The organism is Plantibacter sp. MCCC 1A11337 (assembly GCF_013349365.1).
Taxonomy (GTDB): Bacteria; Actinomycetota; Actinomycetes; order Actinomycetales; family Microbacteriaceae; genus Plantibacter; species Plantibacter flavus_A.
Map to the genome: position 1 here is coordinate 273,694 of NZ_JABJWX010000002.1, position 15,275 is coordinate 288,968.

18 protein-coding genes are annotated in these 15,275 nt (G+C 70.3%); 5 read left to right on the forward strand and 13 right to left on the reverse strand.

Translation table 11 applies throughout. The features are described 5' to 3' along the window. Nucleotides 1-33 precede the first annotated feature (33 nt). From HOW07_RS08635 to HOW07_RS08680, 10 genes are all read right to left on the reverse strand, one after another. Complete coding sequence (locus HOW07_RS08635; protein ID WP_175116666.1) at nucleotides 34-1,173, reverse strand: ThiF family adenylyltransferase; 1,140 nt, start codon at nucleotides 1,171-1,173, stop codon at nucleotides 34-36. A 37-nt stretch (nucleotides 1,174-1,210) separates the two neighbouring features. Next, complete coding sequence (locus HOW07_RS08640) at nucleotides 1,211-1,588, reverse strand: VOC family protein (RefSeq protein WP_175116667.1); 378 nt, start codon at nucleotides 1,586-1,588, stop codon at nucleotides 1,211-1,213. Between the two features lie 47 nt (nucleotides 1,589-1,635). Next, on the reverse strand, nucleotides 1,636-2,199 hold the full coding sequence (locus HOW07_RS19800; protein WP_217485239.1) for a TetR-like C-terminal domain-containing protein: 564 nt from the start codon (nucleotides 2,197-2,199) through the stop codon (nucleotides 1,636-1,638). 22 nt (nucleotides 2,200-2,221) lie between these two features. Further along, the gene (locus HOW07_RS08650) at nucleotides 2,222-3,058 is read right to left on the reverse strand and encodes an alpha/beta fold hydrolase (RefSeq protein ID WP_175116668.1); all 837 of its coding nucleotides are present in this window, start codon (nucleotides 3,056-3,058) and stop codon (nucleotides 2,222-2,224) included. A 66-nt stretch (nucleotides 3,059-3,124) separates the two neighbouring features. Continuing rightward, nucleotides 3,125-3,655: a PspC domain-containing protein gene (locus tag HOW07_RS08655; RefSeq protein WP_199687210.1), complete on the reverse strand. Its 531-nt coding sequence runs from the start codon at nucleotides 3,653-3,655 to the stop codon at nucleotides 3,125-3,127. Nucleotide 3,656: 1 nt separating this feature from the next. After that, nucleotides 3,657-3,980 (reverse strand): PadR family transcriptional regulator, encoded by a 324-nt coding sequence (locus HOW07_RS08660; protein ID WP_071261893.1) that lies wholly within the window; start codon nucleotides 3,978-3,980, stop codon nucleotides 3,657-3,659. Nucleotides 3,981-4,020: 40 nt separating this feature from the next. Beyond that, nucleotides 4,021-4,278: a DUF6510 family protein gene (locus tag HOW07_RS08665; RefSeq protein WP_064293931.1), complete on the reverse strand. Its 258-nt coding sequence runs from the start codon at nucleotides 4,276-4,278 to the stop codon at nucleotides 4,021-4,023. Next, complete coding sequence (locus tag HOW07_RS08670; RefSeq protein ID WP_199687212.1) at nucleotides 4,278-5,006, reverse strand: ferredoxin reductase; 729 nt, start codon at nucleotides 5,004-5,006, stop codon at nucleotides 4,278-4,280. The genes HOW07_RS08665 and HOW07_RS08670 overlap by 1 nt, the downstream gene beginning before the upstream one ends. Continuing rightward, nucleotides 5,003-5,596, reverse strand: a complete 594-nt coding sequence (locus tag HOW07_RS08675) for a sulfite oxidase-like oxidoreductase (RefSeq protein ID WP_175116669.1) — start codon at nucleotides 5,594-5,596, stop codon at nucleotides 5,003-5,005. The genes HOW07_RS08670 and HOW07_RS08675 overlap by 4 nt, the downstream gene beginning before the upstream one ends. Before the next feature lie 89 nt (nucleotides 5,597-5,685). After that, the gene (locus HOW07_RS08680) at nucleotides 5,686-6,381 is read right to left on the reverse strand and encodes an HAD hydrolase-like protein (protein ID WP_371743622.1); all 696 of its coding nucleotides are present in this window, start codon (nucleotides 6,379-6,381) and stop codon (nucleotides 5,686-5,688) included. Nucleotides 6,382-6,667: 286 nt separating this feature from the next. Between HOW07_RS08680 and HOW07_RS08685 the strand changes: the two genes are divergently transcribed. Together HOW07_RS08685 and HOW07_RS08690 are read left to right on the forward strand one after the other, a co-directional pair. After that, complete coding sequence (locus tag HOW07_RS08685; protein ID WP_175116671.1) at nucleotides 6,668-7,549, forward strand: sugar phosphate isomerase/epimerase; 882 nt, start codon at nucleotides 6,668-6,670, stop codon at nucleotides 7,547-7,549. Continuing rightward, nucleotides 7,546-8,598: a Gfo/Idh/MocA family protein gene (locus HOW07_RS08690; RefSeq protein ID WP_175116672.1), complete on the forward strand. Its 1,053-nt coding sequence runs from the start codon at nucleotides 7,546-7,548 to the stop codon at nucleotides 8,596-8,598. The genes HOW07_RS08685 and HOW07_RS08690 overlap by 4 nt, the downstream gene beginning before the upstream one ends. A gap of 29 nt (nucleotides 8,599-8,627) precedes the next feature. Here the strand turns inward: HOW07_RS08690 and HOW07_RS08695 are convergent, their stop codons facing one another. After that, nucleotides 8,628-9,776 carry an ROK family transcriptional regulator gene (locus HOW07_RS08695; RefSeq protein ID WP_254628265.1) on the reverse strand — a complete coding sequence of 383 codons (1,149 nt, stop codon included), beginning with the start codon at nucleotides 9,774-9,776 and terminating at the stop codon, nucleotides 8,628-8,630. A gap of 207 nt (nucleotides 9,777-9,983) precedes the next feature. On the opposite strand from HOW07_RS08695, the gene HOW07_RS08700 reads away from it, so the two are divergent. The 3 genes from HOW07_RS08700 to HOW07_RS08710 all read left to right on the forward strand — a co-directional run bounded on the left by HOW07_RS08700 (nucleotide 9,984) and on the right by HOW07_RS08710 (nucleotide 13,480). Then, nucleotides 9,984-11,483: a glycoside hydrolase family 36 protein gene (locus tag HOW07_RS08700; RefSeq protein ID WP_071261887.1), complete on the forward strand. Its 1,500-nt coding sequence runs from the start codon at nucleotides 9,984-9,986 to the stop codon at nucleotides 11,481-11,483. Nucleotides 11,484-11,578: 95 nt separating this feature from the next. Then, nucleotides 11,579-12,541 carry a helix-turn-helix domain-containing protein gene (locus HOW07_RS08705; protein ID WP_175116673.1) on the forward strand — a complete coding sequence of 321 codons (963 nt, stop codon included), beginning with the start codon at nucleotides 11,579-11,581 and terminating at the stop codon, nucleotides 12,539-12,541. Nucleotides 12,542-12,712: 171 nt separating this feature from the next. Beyond that, nucleotides 12,713-13,480 (forward strand): alpha/beta fold hydrolase, encoded by a 768-nt coding sequence (locus tag HOW07_RS08710; protein WP_175116674.1) that lies wholly within the window; start codon nucleotides 12,713-12,715, stop codon nucleotides 13,478-13,480. 26 nt (nucleotides 13,481-13,506) lie between these two features. Here the strand turns inward: HOW07_RS08710 and HOW07_RS08715 are convergent, their stop codons facing one another. Then, nucleotides 13,507-14,031, reverse strand: coding sequence for a GrpB family protein (locus tag HOW07_RS08715; RefSeq protein ID WP_175116675.1), 525 nt, complete (start codon nucleotides 14,029-14,031; stop codon nucleotides 13,507-13,509). Between the two features lie 90 nt (nucleotides 14,032-14,121). Further along, nucleotides 14,122-15,192, reverse strand: a complete 1,071-nt coding sequence (locus tag HOW07_RS08720) for a LacI family DNA-binding transcriptional regulator (protein WP_254628266.1) — start codon at nucleotides 15,190-15,192, stop codon at nucleotides 14,122-14,124. Nucleotides 15,193-15,275 lie beyond the last annotated feature (83 nt).

Below are 15,275 nucleotides of genomic sequence, written 5' to 3' on the forward strand. Positions count from 1 at the left end.
CGGTGGGGCTGCACGGGGTGTTCGGAGCCGCGGTCAGTAGCGGGGGACGGTCGGGTCCACGAGGCGCGACCACGCGTCGATGCCGCCCTCGAGATGGACGGCCGTGTAGCCGCGCTCGAGGAGCAGACGGAGCGCTGACTCGGACCGGATGCCGTGGTGGCAGTAGACGACCACGGGCGTCCCGGGGTCGAGCCCGTGGAGTGTCTCGGGGAGCGAGCCGAGCGGCATCAGCGTCGAACCGGGCAACCGGGCGATCTCCGCCTCCCACGGCTCCCGGACGTCGAGCAGGACGGCCTCGTCGTCGCTCGCCGCCAGCTGTGGTGCGGTGATCGTGCGTCCGGCGTGTCGCGGCTCATGGGGTGCTGCCGCTGCGGCGCTCGCCGCATCCCCTCCCGGCGTCCGGTGCAGGTGCTCGTCCAGCGACACCTGCCGGGCGCCCGCGGGGTCTCGCTCGTACCGGAGTTCGCGGAACCCGCCGCTCAGTCCGTCGAACATCGTCACACGGCCGAGCGAGAGGGTCCCGACCCCGGTGAGCACCTTGATCGCCTCGGTCGCCATGATGGACCCGATGACCCCGACCGTGGTGGGCAGGACGCCGCCGGCCTCGCAGGAGAGCACCGAACCGTCCGTCGGCGGGTGGGGGAAGAGGTCGCGGTAGCGCGGGCCGCGGGACGACCAGCTGAGCCCGGCCTGCCCGCCGTACTGCGAGACCGCACCCCAGACGAGCGGGACGTCGGCGAGCGTCGCGGCGTCGTCGACCAGATACCGGGTCTCGAAGTTGTCGCTGCCGTCGATGACGAGGTCGATCTCCGCGTCGGCCAGGAGGCCCATGATCTCGCCGGGTCCGAGGCGGAGGCGGTGTCTGAGGATCGTCGCGTCGGTGTTGACGGCGAGGGCACGGTCGGCGGCGGAGTCGACCTTCGGACGGCCGACGTCCGCGGTGCGGTGGACGGTCTGGCGATGGAGATTGCTGAGCTCGACCGTGTCGTCGTCCACGAGGTGGATCGCGCCTTCGCCGGAACCGACACCGGCAGCGGCCAGCGCCGGGATGACGATGCTGCCGAGGCCACCTGCGCCGACGATCAGTACCCGTGCGTCTGCGAGGCGCTGCTGCGCCGCTGGTCCGAACCCGGGGAGGGCGAGCTGCCTGGCGTACCGCGCGGTCGAGGACATGCGCCGATTATCCCACCGGCACCGTGCCCGACGACCCTCAGACCGGCTTGACCGGCGTGCGCAAGAGGCAGAAGGCGTTGCCCTCGGGATCGGCGAGCACGTGCCACGACTCGTCGCCCGTCTGCCCGATGTCCGTCGGGCGTGCACCGAGGGCCAGCAGTCGCTCGAGCTCGGCGTCCTGGTCGCCGTCGGTCGGGCTGACGTCGATGTGGAGCTTCGACTTCGGCTGCGGCGAAGCGTCGCTGCGGCTGAGGATGATCGTCGGCTGCGATCCACCGAAGCCGTCCCGGGCTCCGATCTCCACCCCGTCCTCGTCTCGGTCGAGCACGACGAAGTCGAGGACCTCGCACCAGAAGCGGGCGAGCGCTTCCGGATCGCGGCAGTCCAGGACGAGTTCACTGATGCGACATGACATGACCGCAATGTACCGGCGCGTTCCTCGTGGCGGAAGCCGTTGCGGAGCTATCGACCGTCGGACACGCCACGGTCCGTCTCGGCCCAGTCGGTCAGTGTGATCACGAAGCCACGGACGAGGCGGTCGAAGCTGCGGTCGAGGTCTCGATCGAGGCCGAAGGAGCCGGCCGCCTCGAGCGAGACGAAGCCATGAAGGGTGGACCGGAACGCGCGGATCGCGTCGATGGCGTCGTCGCCGCGAAGTTCATAGGCTGTGAGGACGTCGCTGATGACCTGGATGGCGCCGAGCGATGCCGCCGTGTCCTCCTCGTCCTCCGGCCCGGCGATCCACTGCGCGGCCGTATAGCGTGCCGGGTGCTTCAGGGCCCACTCCCGGTAGGCCCCGGCCATCACCGTGATCGCGTCCGCGCCCGAACGGCCGACGGCCGCGCGCCGTAGGACGTCGCCGAGTTCGCCCTTCGCCTGGAGGGAGATGCTCCGGCGGAGTCCGGCGAGCGAGTCGAGGTGTTTGTAGAGCGAGGGCTGCCGGACGCCGAGCCGTTCGGCGAGGGCGGCGAGGGTCAGCCCCTCGAGCCCCACTTCGTCGGCGAGTTCAGCCGCTTCGTCCACCACGCGCGTGCGGCTGAGTCCCGCCCTAGGCACGGTGCAGCGCCGACTGAAGGAAGCCGAGGACGGCCTGTGAGGTGACCTCGGGCTGTTGGGCCTGCGGGTAGTGGCCGGCGTCCTCGACGAGGACGACCTCCGCCTGCAGGGTGTCGCCGATCCAGCGGGCCTCTGCCGCGGGGTCGGGGAAGTCGGGGTCCTCGGTGCCCATGATCACGAGCGTCGGAGCGCTCACGCCGGGGAGCGCAGCCTCGGCCGGGGCGTGGTCGGTCTGTCTCGTCGTCTGCGAGAAGGCCTTGCCGTAGGCGGGGCGATGCAGGCTCGCGAAGACGGCGGCGAGGTGGTCGTCGAAGTCGACCGGCTTCCGGCCCGCGTTCAACGTGGGGAGGTAGGCCTTCCAGACCCGTGCGACCCACAGCGGAGCCATCATGGCGCGGAACAAGGCGAGCATGAACCCGCTCGCCTTCGGGTTGCGGACGAAGGGCCCGACGAGCACGAGACCGGACACATCGTCGGGGTGCTCGGCGGCGACGATCACGCCCGCGCCGGCAGCGAGGGAGTTGCCGACGATGACGGCCGGGGTGCCCAGTTCGCGGATGAGGGCGTGGACGTCCGAGGCGGTCGCGACGTCGCCGTAGGACGAGAACGTCGTGTCGCTGTCGCCGTGACCACGGAGGTCGGTGGAGGCGACGCGGTAGCCGGCCTGGACGAGTGCGGGGGCGAGGAAGCGGTAGGAGGAGCGGAGCTCGCCCATTCCCGGGACGAGGACGACGAGCGGGCCGTCGCCCTGGAGCTCGTAGGCGATCTTGCCCTCGGGGCGGTCGAGGTGGCGGGTGGCGGGCCCTGTCGATGCCGGGTTCGTGTTCATGAAGCTAGCGTGCATTGCCTTTTAGCTAATGTCAATAGCTTTTACAGACCGCCTGTCAGAGCAGCCTCATCGACTCGGCACCGGCTCCGAACATTTGCGCCGATACTCGGCGACCGTGTCGACCTTCGGCAGGATGAGGAGGAGTGCCAGGTAGACGAGACCGGCGGTCCCGCCTGTGAAGAGGAGGAGGAAGAGGGCGACGGTGCGGACCCAGTCCACGCGGAAGTCGCCGTACGCGGCGATGCCGGCGCACAGGCCGCCGAACCAGCTCCCTTCCCCGATGCGACAGAAGAATCGACCGCGAGCGGGATAAGCGAGGATTCGGGTCGGCGGTGCTTCCTGCTCGACGGAGCCCGTCTCCGCGAGGATCCTCGCGAGCTGTTCGTCGTCGATCGCGGCGCCAGGGGTCGTCGCCATCGATCGCAGGCGGTCTCCGAGCGCCGTCTCGAGGTCGCGTACGGTCTCGTCCGCATCGGGGTCGGTGCCGAGTGCGGCGCGGGTGTTCGACAGGTAGCGGACCAGGTGGGCGTGTGCGGCGGCCGTCAGCGGGATCGTCTCCGCATGTCCACTCAGGCTCATGTGGTGGATCTGTTCCATGTCAGTGTCCGATCGTCGTGATCATGTCGGTGAGGGAGGACCAATAGGTGCGGAAGTTCCGGAGCTGCACTCGTCCGGCTTCGGTCAGGGAGAGGTACTTGCGAGGCGGGCCGGACGTGGACTCCTGCCAGTCGTGCGCCAGGAGCTCTTCGCGTCGGAGCTTGTTCAGGAGCGGATACAGCGTGGCTTCCTGGACGGGGAAGCCGGCTTCGCGGAGCGCCGTCGCTATCTCGCCCGCATAGCGTCGCTGATGCTCGACCGAAGCGAGCACGAGGGGTTCGAGCATGCCTCGGCGGAGTGCCGCGAGCTTGCTATCTGGTTCCATGCCGGTACTGTAACACGAATCGGTACCGGGCGGGACGTCGTCAGGCGAGGTCTGTCCACCAGCGGACGCCGTCGAGGGTGACGCGCGTGGTCTCCTCGTGGTGGAGGACGACGAGCAGGACGTCGTCGCAGTGTCGACAGCGCACCACCCACGCGTCCGGGGTGCCGAACACCAGCTCCGCGGCGAGGGGCGAGACGTCGCGGCACCCGAGGCACTGTGACATCGTGTCGCTCGGGTCGGTGCCGGTCAGTTCCGACAGGGTGCCGGCGAGGACGTTCCCGTCCAGATGCGAGGTCATCACGCGCCTCCGAACCGCTCGGTCTTGATGCGGGCGGGATCATGGCCGATCGCGACCAGGGTGTCGGCGACGGACTCGACGAAGCCGGTCGGTCCGCAGACGAACACCGACGGGGCCTCGTCGCCGGCGGCCTCGAGTGCCTGGAGGTCGGCCGCGACGAGGCGGCCGGCGGGACGAGCCCAGCCGTCGGGCGCTCGCCGGGTGTAGATCCAGGTGACCTCGACCCCGGTCGCAGTGGCGAGCTCGTCGGCGAAGAAGGCGTCCTGCGGTGAGCGGACGGAGTAGACGAGTCGGAACGGCGCCGTGCTCCCGGCCGCCTCGTGCGCTCGCACCATCGCCATGAGCGGCACGATGCCCGAACCGCCGCCGATCAGGAGGACCGGCTCCGTGTCCTCGGGCCGCCAGACGAACCAGCCGCCCAATGGCCCCCGCACCTCGACCTGGTCGCCGACCTCGATCGCGTCGACGAGGAACGGTGAGACCTCGCCGTCGGGGACCCGGTCGACGGCGATCTCGATGCGGTCACCGGCGTCCGCCGAGGCGATCGAATAGGAGCGGACCGCCTGGTAGCCGTCGGGTGCGGTGAGGCGGACGTCGGCGTGCTGCCCGGCGAGGTTCCCGCCCCAGCCGGGGGCGTCGAGGATGAGGCTCCGCCCCGACGGGGTCAGCTGCGTCGCCGCGACCACGGTTGCCGCCTTCCAGACGTCGACATGGCCTGTGCGCCTCACGAGTACCGCTGTTCGAGCCAGGGGTCACCGTAGGCGTGATAGCCGTTCTGCTCCCAGAACCCCGGTTCGTCGTCCTGTTGCATGACGAGGCCGCGGATCCACTTCGCGCTCTTCCAGAAGTAGAGGTGCGGGATGAGGAGCCTCGCCGGCCCGCCGTGCTCCGCGGCGAGCGGCTCGCCGTCGAAGCCGGTGGCGATCCAGGCCTTGCCGTCCAGGAGGTCGTCGAGTGGGACGTTGGTCGTGTAGCCGCCGTAGGAGTGGGCCATCACGAAGTCGTAGCCGCTCTCGACCTCGGCGAAGAGCGTGTCGAGGGAGACGCCCTGCCAGCTCGTGCCGAGCTTCGTCCAGCGGGTCACGCAGTGGATGTCGCGGGTGATGTCGTCCTGCTGGAGCGCCTGCATGGCCGTCCAGTCCCAGCGGTGGATCTCGCCCGTCTCCGTCCGGATCTGGAACTCCCACTCATCGGTGTCGATCCGCGGCGTGGGCCCGGCGGACAGGACGGGGAAGTCCTCGGTGAGGAACTGCCCGGGCGGGAGTCGATCGTCCTGCTCCCGTGCCCGTCCTCCGAAACCGCGTGTGAACACCGCCATGTCGACCTCCTCAGGATGGTCATCACCCTAGTGAGCGGGTGTCGGTGAAGCCAGACCCTCCTGGGGTCACCAAGTCGTTCCGGCCTGGCTCAGCCGGTGATGAGGTTCGACAGCGCGTCGATCGAGTGGACGACGGCGAGGGCGCCGGTGGCCTCCGCCGGCGAGCCGTAGCCCCACTCGACGAGGATCGTCGGAATCCCGTGCGCCGCTGCGCCCTCGATGTCGTGGAGGCGGTCGCCGACGAGCACGGTGCGGGACGTGTCGACGCCGGCGGCGGTGAGACGCCGGAGGGCCTCGCCGACGACGTCGGCCTTGCTGCTGCGCACCTCGTCCTCGGAGGCGCCCGTGACGACGGTGAAGAACCGGCTCAGGCCGAAGTGGTCGAGGATCGTGTTCGCCTGTGACTCGGGCTTCGAGGTCGCGAGCCCGATCGGGATCCCGGCCTCGGAGATGCGCGCGAGCAACCCGGCGACGCCTGGGAACACCGCGGTGCCGACTTCGGCGCCCTCGATGGCGACCTGGCGGCGGTACTCGGTGAGGGCGAGCTGCGACTGCAGCGGGTCCATGCCCGCGAAGTCGCGGAAGGAGTCGAGCAGCGGCGGCCCGACCCAGCGCAGTAGGGATTCGTCGGACGGGACGGGGGCACCGACGTTCGCCAGGGTCGCCTTCATGCGGGAGATGATGCCGGGAGCCGAGTCCACGATCGTGCCGTCGAGGTCGAACAGCACGCAGGACCAGCTGCGGTGGAAGGACACGGTCGTACTGGCGAGGTAGAGATCGGTCACACGCTCCATCCTAGGGCGACCCCTCCGGCCGGAGTCGATGCCCAGCGCGGTGCGCTGACGTGAGCGCGGGCATGGCGGCGTGAGCGCGGTGGTCCGGGCGTGAGTGTGTGCGTCGCGGCCCGAGCGCGGTGCTGGCGCACGAACGCGGGTCTCCGAAGGGGCGCGCTCGAGTGCGTGCCCCGCGCTCGCGTCAGCGCACCGCGCTGGCCGCCCCACAGGCAGGGTTGTCAACCGGTTGCCAGAGCCGTAGGCTGGCAGGACCGGCAGCCCGACTGTCTGGTTCCCGATGACGAGAACGAACGCGAAGGCGGAAGCGCACGTGAATGCACAACACCCGGTGAGCTGGACCCTGTCGGGTTTCGGCGACGAGATCGACGCCGACCCGACGACGCAGATCGCCGTGCTCGAGGCGCTCGGTGCATCGCACATCGAGGTCCGGAGCGCATGGGGCGTCAACATCATCGACCTCGACGCCGACCAGCTCGCGCGACTCGGTGCGCAGCTGGAGCGGTCGGGCATGGGTGTGTCCGCCATCGGCTCACCGATCGGCAAGGTCGACGTGGCCCTCGACGCCGAGCTGGAGGTCGCCCGCCTCGCGCGAGCGATCGCCGCTGCACACGCCCTCGGGACCCCGAACATCCGCATCTTCTCCTTCTTCCGCGGCGAGGGCGTCCCGGTGGAGGCCACCCGCGACGACGTCCTGGTCCGCATGCGCCTGCTCGCCGACCTCGCCGAGCGTGAGGGGGTCTCGCTCCTGCACGAGAACGAGAAGGACATCTACGGCGACGTCCCGGAGCGCATCCTCGACCTCGTCGAATCGGTCGGATCACCGGCACTCCGTCTCGCCTGGGACAACGCGAACTTCGTCCAGGTGGGTGTCGCTCCGTTCGACGACGGCTACGCGATGCTGCGCCCCTACCTCGACTACCTGCAGGTCAAGGACGCGGTCGCCGCGAGCGGCCAGGTCGTGCCGTCCGGCGATGGTGACGGGCAACTGCGTGAGACGCTCACGGCGTTGCGCGATGACGGCTACACCGGGTTCGCCTCGCTCGAGCCGCACCTCGCCGACACCCACGCGCTCGGCGGCTTCTCCGGTCCCGCCTCGTTCGGCGTCGCCGCCCGGGCCTTCCGGAGGCTCACCGACGAGCTGGGGATCGAGCTGCGATGAGCCGCGGGCCAGCCCCCGTCCTCCGCCGCGTCGCCGTGATCGGGTGCGGTGACATCGCTGCCCTCCACCTCGCGGCGATCGGAACGGTCTCCGGCGCGCAGCTCGTGGCGGTGTGCGACGTCGACACCGGCCGGCTCGATGCGGCGATGGCCACGACGGGTGTCCCGGGCTTCACCGACCTCGATCGGCTGTTCGACGAGGCGCGACCCGACGTCGTGCACATCTGCACCCCGCACCACTTGCACGCCGACCAGGCGATCCGAGCGCTCGAGCGCGGGATCAGCGTCATCCTCGAGAAGCCCCTTGCCCACACGCGCGAGGAGGCCGAACGGCTCCTGGCCGCGGCGGAGCACAGTCGCGCGAAGATCGCGGTGTGCTTCCAGAACCGCTACAACCAGCCGGCGGAACGCGCCAAGGAACTCCTCGACTCGGGTGAGCTCGGCGCAGTGCTCGGCGCCTCGGCGGTCGTGCCGTGGCATCGGACGGCGGCCTACTACGAGGATCGCCCTTGGCGTGGTCGCTGGGCGACCGGCGGCGGCGGACTCCTCATGAACCAGGCGATCCACACGATCGACCTCGTGCAGTGGTTGGTCGGCGATCCGGTCGAGGCGACGGGATCGATCGCCACCCGCGCGCTCGCCGAGGTGATCGAGGTCGAGGACACGGCCGAGCTCCGCATCGTGCACGCGGGAGGCGCGACGAGCACGGTCTACGCGACGGTCGCCGGGGTCGCGAACCTGCCCGTGACGATCGACGTCGTCTGCGAGCGGGGCAGGCTGAGCCTCGGCGCCGAACTCACCGCCCGCTTCGCCGACGGGCGCGTCGAGACCACGGTCGAGCGCGTGACGGCCAGCGGAGCGCGTGCCTACTGGGGCGTCTCCCATGAACGGCTGATCCAGGACTTCTACGCGGGGCTCGACGAGCCGGGCGCCTTCTGGCTCCACCCCGCAGAAGCGCGGAAGGCGTTCGATGTGATCCAGGACGTCTACGACGCGGCGATCCCCGAGCGACGGTCGCCGGTCCTCGCCGCGCAGTCCGGCGGTCGCTGAGCCACGATCGGTCGTGGATCAGCGACGGCTCAGGACGCTGCGTCCCGCTTGACGAGCAGCTGCGCTCCCGCCGGGTCGGGGAACCGCTCCACGTCTCGGACGGCCGTCTGCAGGACGGTGTCGAGGTGCTGGGACGCCAGGCTGACGCCACCCATCGCCACCGCCTCCGAACCGAGCGAGGAGACGACCACGTCCGGTGGCAGCGGGCAGATACCGCCGAGGGTGCGGATGAAGCGCGGCAGGAAGACGTCCGCGCCCGGAGCGCTGCCGCCTCCGACCACGAGGAGTTCCGGATCGAGTGCGAGGACCATGGCCGCCGCGCCGGTGGCCAGGTCGTCCGCGAACTCCTCCATCGCCGTCAGGGCGATCCGATCACCGGCGCGAGCAGCCTCGAAGATCGCTTCGCGGGACGGCCGTGGAGAGCCGAGGACCGACTCGCCGTACCGCTCGTTCAAGCGGGACCACCGGAGTTCGGGCATCTCGCCGACGATCCCTGCCGCACCGTGCACGCCGCGATGCACCTTCCCGTCGACGATGGAGGCCGCGCTGGTGCGCACGCCGCAGAGCAGGTAGACGACGTCGCGGTGGCCCTGTGCTGCGCCGACGGTCAGTTCCGCGCGGGCGCCGAGCGCGACGTCGCCCTCCACCAGGACGGCTCCGTCGAACTCCTGCTCGAACCGCTCGCGCAGGTTCAGTCCGACCCAGTCCGGCAGCCCCGTTCCGCCGAAGTGCAGTACCTCGCCGTCCCGGCCGATCGCGCCCGGGGAGCCCACGGCGACGATCCACACCGACCCGCGGGTGAGGCCGAGGGTGCTGAGCACCGCGTCGCCGGTCGCCAGCGCCAGGGTGATGCGCTCGGTGGCGCCCGTGTCCTCAGGCAGGCGAGCCGTGCGCTCGCCCAGGACGGCACCGGCGAGGTCCGTCACGACGGCGTGGATGTGGTTCGCGCCGATGTCGAGCGACAGGAGGTGGCCGAGTCCCGCCCGCACGCTGAAGGCGGTGGCCGGTCGGCCGATCCGGGACGCCGAGGCGCGTTGGACGGATTCGAGCCAGCCCATCTCGACGAGGTCCGTCACGATCGCGTCGATGGCCGTCCGAGACAGCCCGGACGCGTTCGCCAACTCCCGCAGGGTGAGTGGCTCCGGGAGCAGGGCGCGCAGCACACCGAGCGAGTTCATCCTCCGGAGCAACGATCGACTGCCCATCGATCCGCCGGAGGGCTCCACCATCGCCTCTCGAGGCATCCGCCATTCCCCCCTTGCGACTTTTCACGGCACGTTGCAGTATTAACTCCGCCTCCTCGACTCTACCCGCGGCAGCCCCGCGGTGGCAGGCGTGAATCCCGCGTCGATCCCGAGAGCGCCCATCCAGACAGAAAGCCGGCCATGCTGCACACCTTCACCTTCGGTGACCTCCGCGTCCCCGCGAACCTCGCCGGCGAACCGACCGCCACGAGCACCGGCTTCGTCGTGCCCGCCGGTCCGGTCGCGATCCTCCACCCCTTCGGCGACACCGGGTTCTACCGGCACGGCTGGAACTCGTGGAGCCCGAGCGGCTGGACCACCACGGACGGCGAGACCATCGGCATCAAGAACAACCCCGACCGGCTGCTCACCGCCGACGATGCGGTCAACGAGACCCCGCACCTCCACTCCGGCAGCGGTGTCGGAGCCATCGCTGGACCGGACGGCACCGTGCTGCTCATCGGGACCCTCGGGCTCGGCAACCCCAGGGTCGGTGCCGACCGCAACACGATCTGGGCGCGGAGCGAGACCGACGAAGCCGAGTGGTTCGTCACGTTCGGGCCGGAGCAGCAGGCCTTCGCCGACTATGCGGCGATCCTGTCAGAACGACTCGGGCGGCGCTCGCAGCGCGCCGGTCGCGTCTGGAGCAGTTGGTACTCCTACTACGAGGGCATCGACGAGGAGCTGGTCGCCCGCACCGTGGCCGACCTCACCGGGTACCCCTTCGACGTGTTCCAGCTCGACGACGGCTGGGAGCCGATCGTGGGCGACTGGACGGCCGGTCCGGACTTCCCGTCCGGCATGCAGGCGACCGCCGGTCGCATCGCCGAAGCCGGGTTCCGCCCGGGGCTCTGGCTCGCCCCCATGATCGCGCTTCCCGATTCCACGATCGCGCGGGAGCGCCCCGACCTCCTCGTGCAGGACGACGCCGGCCGCCCGCTGGCGACCGGCTACAACTGGAACTCCCACTACTACTCGCTCGACACCACGCAGCGGGAGGTGCAGGACCACCTCCGCGAGGTCTTCGAGCGCGTCACCGGGTGGGGCTTCAGCTACCTCAAGCTCGACTTCATGTACGCGGGGGCCGTCGCCGGTCGGCGGCATCAGGACGTCCACCGCGAGACCGCCTACCGGGACGCGATCTCGTTCATCAGGGAGACCGTCGGCGACGACGTGTACCTGCTCGGCTGCGGCGTCCCGATGATCCCGTCCATCGGGGTGTTCGACGGCGCGCGCGTGGGGCCGGATGTCGGTCCGTTCTGGGACAACGCCGAACGGGTCGGCGACCCGTCGGGCGTCGGCGCATGGAACTCGATCGTCGACTCCGTCAACCGCGTCTGGCTGAAGGACGTCTACGAGGTCGACCCCGACGCCGTCTACTTCCGCAGCGCCCGCAACCTCCTCGACCCGGACGAGCGACGCATGCTCCAGGACGTGGCGGCCATCCTCGAGTTCAAGTCGACCTCCGATCCGGTGGTGTGGCTGCACGAGAGCGAGCGAGCCGAACTCCGGCAGTACCTCACGGAGACCCCCACGGTCGAGCAGACCGGTCGGTTCACCTTCCGGCTCGACGGCCGCGAGGTCGACCTGACGGCCGTCGTGGCAGGGGAGGCCCGGTCCGACACCTCGTACATCGGGTGATGCTTGGCGCTCGCCGGAGACCCGGCCCTATCCGATAAACGAACGCCGATCCTCCAAAGATGGAGCTACCACGGACTCGTGAGATTCTGGGCAGGATGAGCGTGAATGCTGGGCCCGCGGAGCGGTTCGAGGCCGCGGGCGGCGACGTCGACGACGCGCGCGAGCTGTACCGCGAGGCGTACCAGATCGGCGGGATCACCGTCGAGCCGACGGCCACCGACTTCGGATACCGCTTCACGTCCATCGGCGACGCCGACCTCGCGCTGCGCGCGTCGCAGGTCGAGGGCCGGATCACGGGCGCTTCCTTCACCCAGGGCGAGTACGTGGTGACCTGGCTCACGCGTGGCGAGGGCGTGATGGACCTGCTCGGCTCGCCGATGAAGCTCCACCCTGGCGTGCCCTCGATGTTCGCGAATGACCGGCCCGCGCAGTTCGATCTCATCGACTATCGGCTCAACATGATGCACTTCGGCGGCGCGTACGTGGAAGGCGTCGCGGCGGACACCGAGGGGTCGGTGGGTCCGATCCGGTTCGACACGACGTTCCGCCCGTCGGGCGACGCCCTGCGGCGTTGGACCGAGACGGTGGCGACCGTCGCGCGCGTGATCTACGACGACGGGAGTTCCGCGGTGCTGCGCGCCGAGGCGAACCGAGCGGCCGCCGTCACGTTGCTCGAGGTCTTCCCGCATCTCGCTCTGCAGCCACGGACCGATCTGGCGGTTCCTCCGAGCAGCAAGGCCCGCGCCGCCGTCGAGTTCATGGTCGCGAACGCCCACCGACCCATCGCGACCGCGGAGATCGCGGAGGCCGCCGGGCTCAGCCTGCGTAGCCTGCAGGCGGCGTTCCGCCGTGAGTACGACGTCACCGCCACGGACTACCTGCGCTCGATCCGCCTGGATCGCGTGCGACAGGAGTTGCGGGATGCGGAACCGGGCCTGGCCACGGTCGCCGAGGTCGCCAGACGGTGGGGGTTCACTCACCTCGGGCGGTTCGCGGCGTCGTACACGAGCCGCTTCGGCGAGTACCCGAGTGTCACCCTTGCGTCGAGCGCCCGCTGAGCGGAATCCCGGTCTCGGAGGGGCGTCCCCGGTCCCTGAGCGGCATCCCCCGGTCCCTGAGCCTGTCGAAGGGCGGCACCCCGAAGCTGAGTGCTCCCACCAACGAGGCCTGTCCGGCGCGGGCACCCGGTACGGTGTCCGGATGACGACTGGACGACACTGCGGTTCCCCATGGCAGTAGGGGCTACGCGACGCGACGCGCAGCTCGTGCTCGACGACCTCTCCTTCCGGATCATCTCCACGACCGCCGATCGCGACCCCGGCGCGGCCCGCTTCGTCCTCGTCCACGGTGTCGGCACCTCGCACCGGTACTTCGCCCGGCTGCACGACGACCTCGCCCGCGACAGTGACACCGTCTCCGTCGACCTCCCCGGGTTCGGTGGTCAGGCGAGGCCCGTCCGCACGGTCGAGGTCGGAGAGATGGCGACGGCACTCGGGCACGCGCTGGACACGCTCGGGACCGCGCCGTTCGTCCTCGTCGGTCATTCCATGGGCGCGCAGTGGGTCGTCGAACTGGCCGCTCAGCGCCCCGATCTGGCGCGTGCCGTCGTCATCATCGGTCCGGTGACGGACCGCGATCATCGATCGATGGTGGCGCAGGCGCTGGCACTCGCGTGGGACACGGTCGGTGAGACCATGAGCGTGAACCGACGGGTCTTCGTCGACTACCTCCGCGCAGGGCTGTCGTGGTTCCTGCGGCAGGTGCGACGGATGGTCGACTTCCCCATCGAGGACCGCATCGTCGAGGTCACCGCTCCCGTGCTCGTCGTGCGCGGCGGGAACGACCCGATCGCCGGTACGGGATGGAGTCGGTTGCTTCGTGATCGGGCGTCACACGGTTCGATGGCGGTCGTGCCCGGCCACCGGCACGTCGTGCAGCACACGGCCCCGCGCGCGGTCGCCTCGGCGATCCGTGCCTTCGTCGCGTCGACGTCCTGAGTCGCTGCGAGCGGGCGCCGGCGTGGTCACTTGTCCCAGGCCGCGGTCGGCGGCAGGCCGCGTGCTGTGCGTTCCTCGTTCAGCAGCTCCTCGATGAGCGGCAACTTCGCCGCCGTGTAGGCGCGGCCGTCGTCGGTCCTGGCGAGCTCCAGCTTGAGCTCCTGGTAGCGGCGCCGAGCGGATGCGTCGTGCAGCAGCTTGTCCCGGAACAGCCGCTGGTTGCAGTACTCCCACGCGTCTGAGTCGAACACGTGGAGGATGTGCGTGCGATGGACTCCGTCCGAGCGGACGTACACGGCATGCGTCCTCGGTCCGGCGGCGTTCGGCTCGTACCCGAGCCCGGCCAGGAGTGGTCCGAGGGCGAACGGGTCGACGGCTGCCGTCGCTCTCGCAGCGAGGTCGATGATCGGCTTGGCGACGAGACCGGGGACGGCGGTGCTCCCGATGTGCTCGATCGCGTCGACGCGTCCATGGAGGACGTCCGAGAGCTGTGTCGCCTCGTGTCGGAACGCCGCCGCCCACTCCGTCCGGTGCGGGCTCAGCTCGATCATCGGACCGAGCGTACCCCGCGGTCGATCCCTGGGCGAGGGACCGTCCCGGTCCCTGAGCCTGTCGAAGGGCTGTGGGTCCTCGCCAGCCGCTCAGTCCGTGGCCGGCGGCGGGGCGGTCGACTCGCGCATGATGAGCGTGGTCGCGAGGTCGGTGATGGTCGGGACGTCGGTGCCCCCGAGGTGCGCGAAGAGGGTCTGCACGGCGTAGGAGCCGGAGGCGATGTGCGGGCTCCGGATCGAGGTGAGCGCCGGTGTCGTGAAGTCCGAACCGAAGATGTCGTCGAAGCCGATGAGGCTCAGTTGGGCGGGCATCTCGACGCCACGCGAGCGCAGCTCCAGCATGATGCCGATGGCCAGGAGGTCGTTGTACGCGAGGACCGCGGTGGCACCCGTCTCGAGCACGGCCGTGGCCGCCGCCCTGCCCGCCGCCATGTCTGGCTGCGTCGACGGCACTCGCACCGTCTCGATGCCGCGTTCGGCGCACAGCTCCCTCGTCCGGCTCCAGCGATGCCGCGACATCCAGGACCGGCCGGGGCCGGAGACGAACGCGAGCCTCCGGTGACCGAGCTCCGCGAGGTGGTCGATCGCCGCGGTGAGGCCCGGGTCGACGTCGGCGACGATGCTGTCGACGTCGTCGACCTGACGGTTGATCACGACGACGGGCTTCTCCTGGCCCAGCGCGCGCACGTCGTCGGGCAGGAGCCTCGAGGTCGCGAGGATGAGACCGTCGACCGACGGCATGAGCCGCCTGGCGGTCAGCAGCTCCATCTCCGCCGACTCCTTGAACTCCGCGAGCACGAGCGTGTAGTTGCGCTCGGCGGCCTCACGCTCCGCACCGCGGACGACGTCGAAGAACATCGGGTTCGTGATGTCGGCGACGATGAGGCCGAGCGTGCCGGTGCGCCCGGTGGGGAGCGCCCGGGCGGCGGGGTTCGCCACGTAGTTGAGCTGCTTCGCGGCGTCGTGGATCTTCTGCGCCGTCTTCTCGTTGATGCGGCCAGGGCGGCTCAGCGCCCGCGACACGGTCGACGGGTTGACGCCGGCGAGCTGCGCGATGTCGTAGATCGTCGCGGCACGTTTCGTCTTCGCGGCCCCCGCCGTGGGTTCGGGCATTCCGGGCTCGGGAGCGATCGTCTCCGCGGATGCGTCAGAGGTGCTCATGGGGCCCGCTCCTCTCGATCGCCGCCCTCGGCGACCTGAGCCATCGTACTGCCGCGGCCTCGGCGTACGGGCTCAGGCCTGTC

Bases quoted from the DNA above. Each gene is read 5' to 3' on its own strand.
- HOW07_RS08700 (WP_071261887.1), top strand. From the start codon at position 9,984: ATGCTGCACACCTTCACCTTCGGTGACCTCCGCGTCCCCGCGAACCTC.
- HOW07_RS08695 (WP_254628265.1), bottom strand. From the start codon at position 9,776: ATGAACTCGCTCGGTGTGCTGCGCGCCCTGCTCCCGGAGCCACTCACC.
- HOW07_RS08675 (WP_175116669.1), bottom strand. From the start codon at position 5,596: ATGGCGGTGTTCACACGCGGTTTCGGAGGACGGGCACGGGAGCAGGAC.
- HOW07_RS08710 (WP_175116674.1), top strand. From the start codon at position 12,713: ATGGCAGTAGGGGCTACGCGACGCGACGCGCAGCTCGTGCTCGACGAC.
- HOW07_RS08720 (WP_254628266.1), bottom strand. From the start codon at position 15,192: ATGAGCACCTCTGACGCATCCGCGGAGACGATCGCTCCCGAGCCCGGA.
- HOW07_RS08655 (WP_199687210.1), bottom strand. From the start codon at position 3,655: ATGGAACAGATCCACCACATGAGCCTGAGTGGACATGCGGAGACGATC.
- HOW07_RS08650 (WP_175116668.1), bottom strand. From the start codon at position 3,058: ATGAACACGAACCCGGCATCGACAGGGCCCGCCACCCGCCACCTCGAC.
- HOW07_RS08660 (WP_071261893.1), bottom strand. From the start codon at position 3,980: ATGGAACCAGATAGCAAGCTCGCGGCACTCCGCCGAGGCATGCTCGAA.
- HOW07_RS08665 (WP_064293931.1), bottom strand. From the start codon at position 4,278: ATGACCTCGCATCTGGACGGGAACGTCCTCGCCGGCACCCTGTCGGAA.
- HOW07_RS08685 (WP_175116671.1), top strand. From the start codon at position 6,668: ATGACGAGAACGAACGCGAAGGCGGAAGCGCACGTGAATGCACAACAC.
- HOW07_RS08715 (WP_175116675.1), bottom strand. From the start codon at position 14,031: ATGATCGAGCTGAGCCCGCACCGGACGGAGTGGGCGGCGGCGTTCCGA.
- HOW07_RS08690 (WP_175116672.1), top strand. From the start codon at position 7,546: ATGAGCCGCGGGCCAGCCCCCGTCCTCCGCCGCGTCGCCGTGATCGGG.
- HOW07_RS08635 (WP_175116666.1), bottom strand. From the start codon at position 1,173: ATGTCCTCGACCGCGCGGTACGCCAGGCAGCTCGCCCTCCCCGGGTTC.
- HOW07_RS08705 (WP_175116673.1), top strand. From the start codon at position 11,579: ATGAGCGTGAATGCTGGGCCCGCGGAGCGGTTCGAGGCCGCGGGCGGC.
- HOW07_RS08640 (WP_175116667.1), bottom strand. From the start codon at position 1,588: ATGTCATGTCGCATCAGTGAACTCGTCCTGGACTGCCGCGATCCGGAA.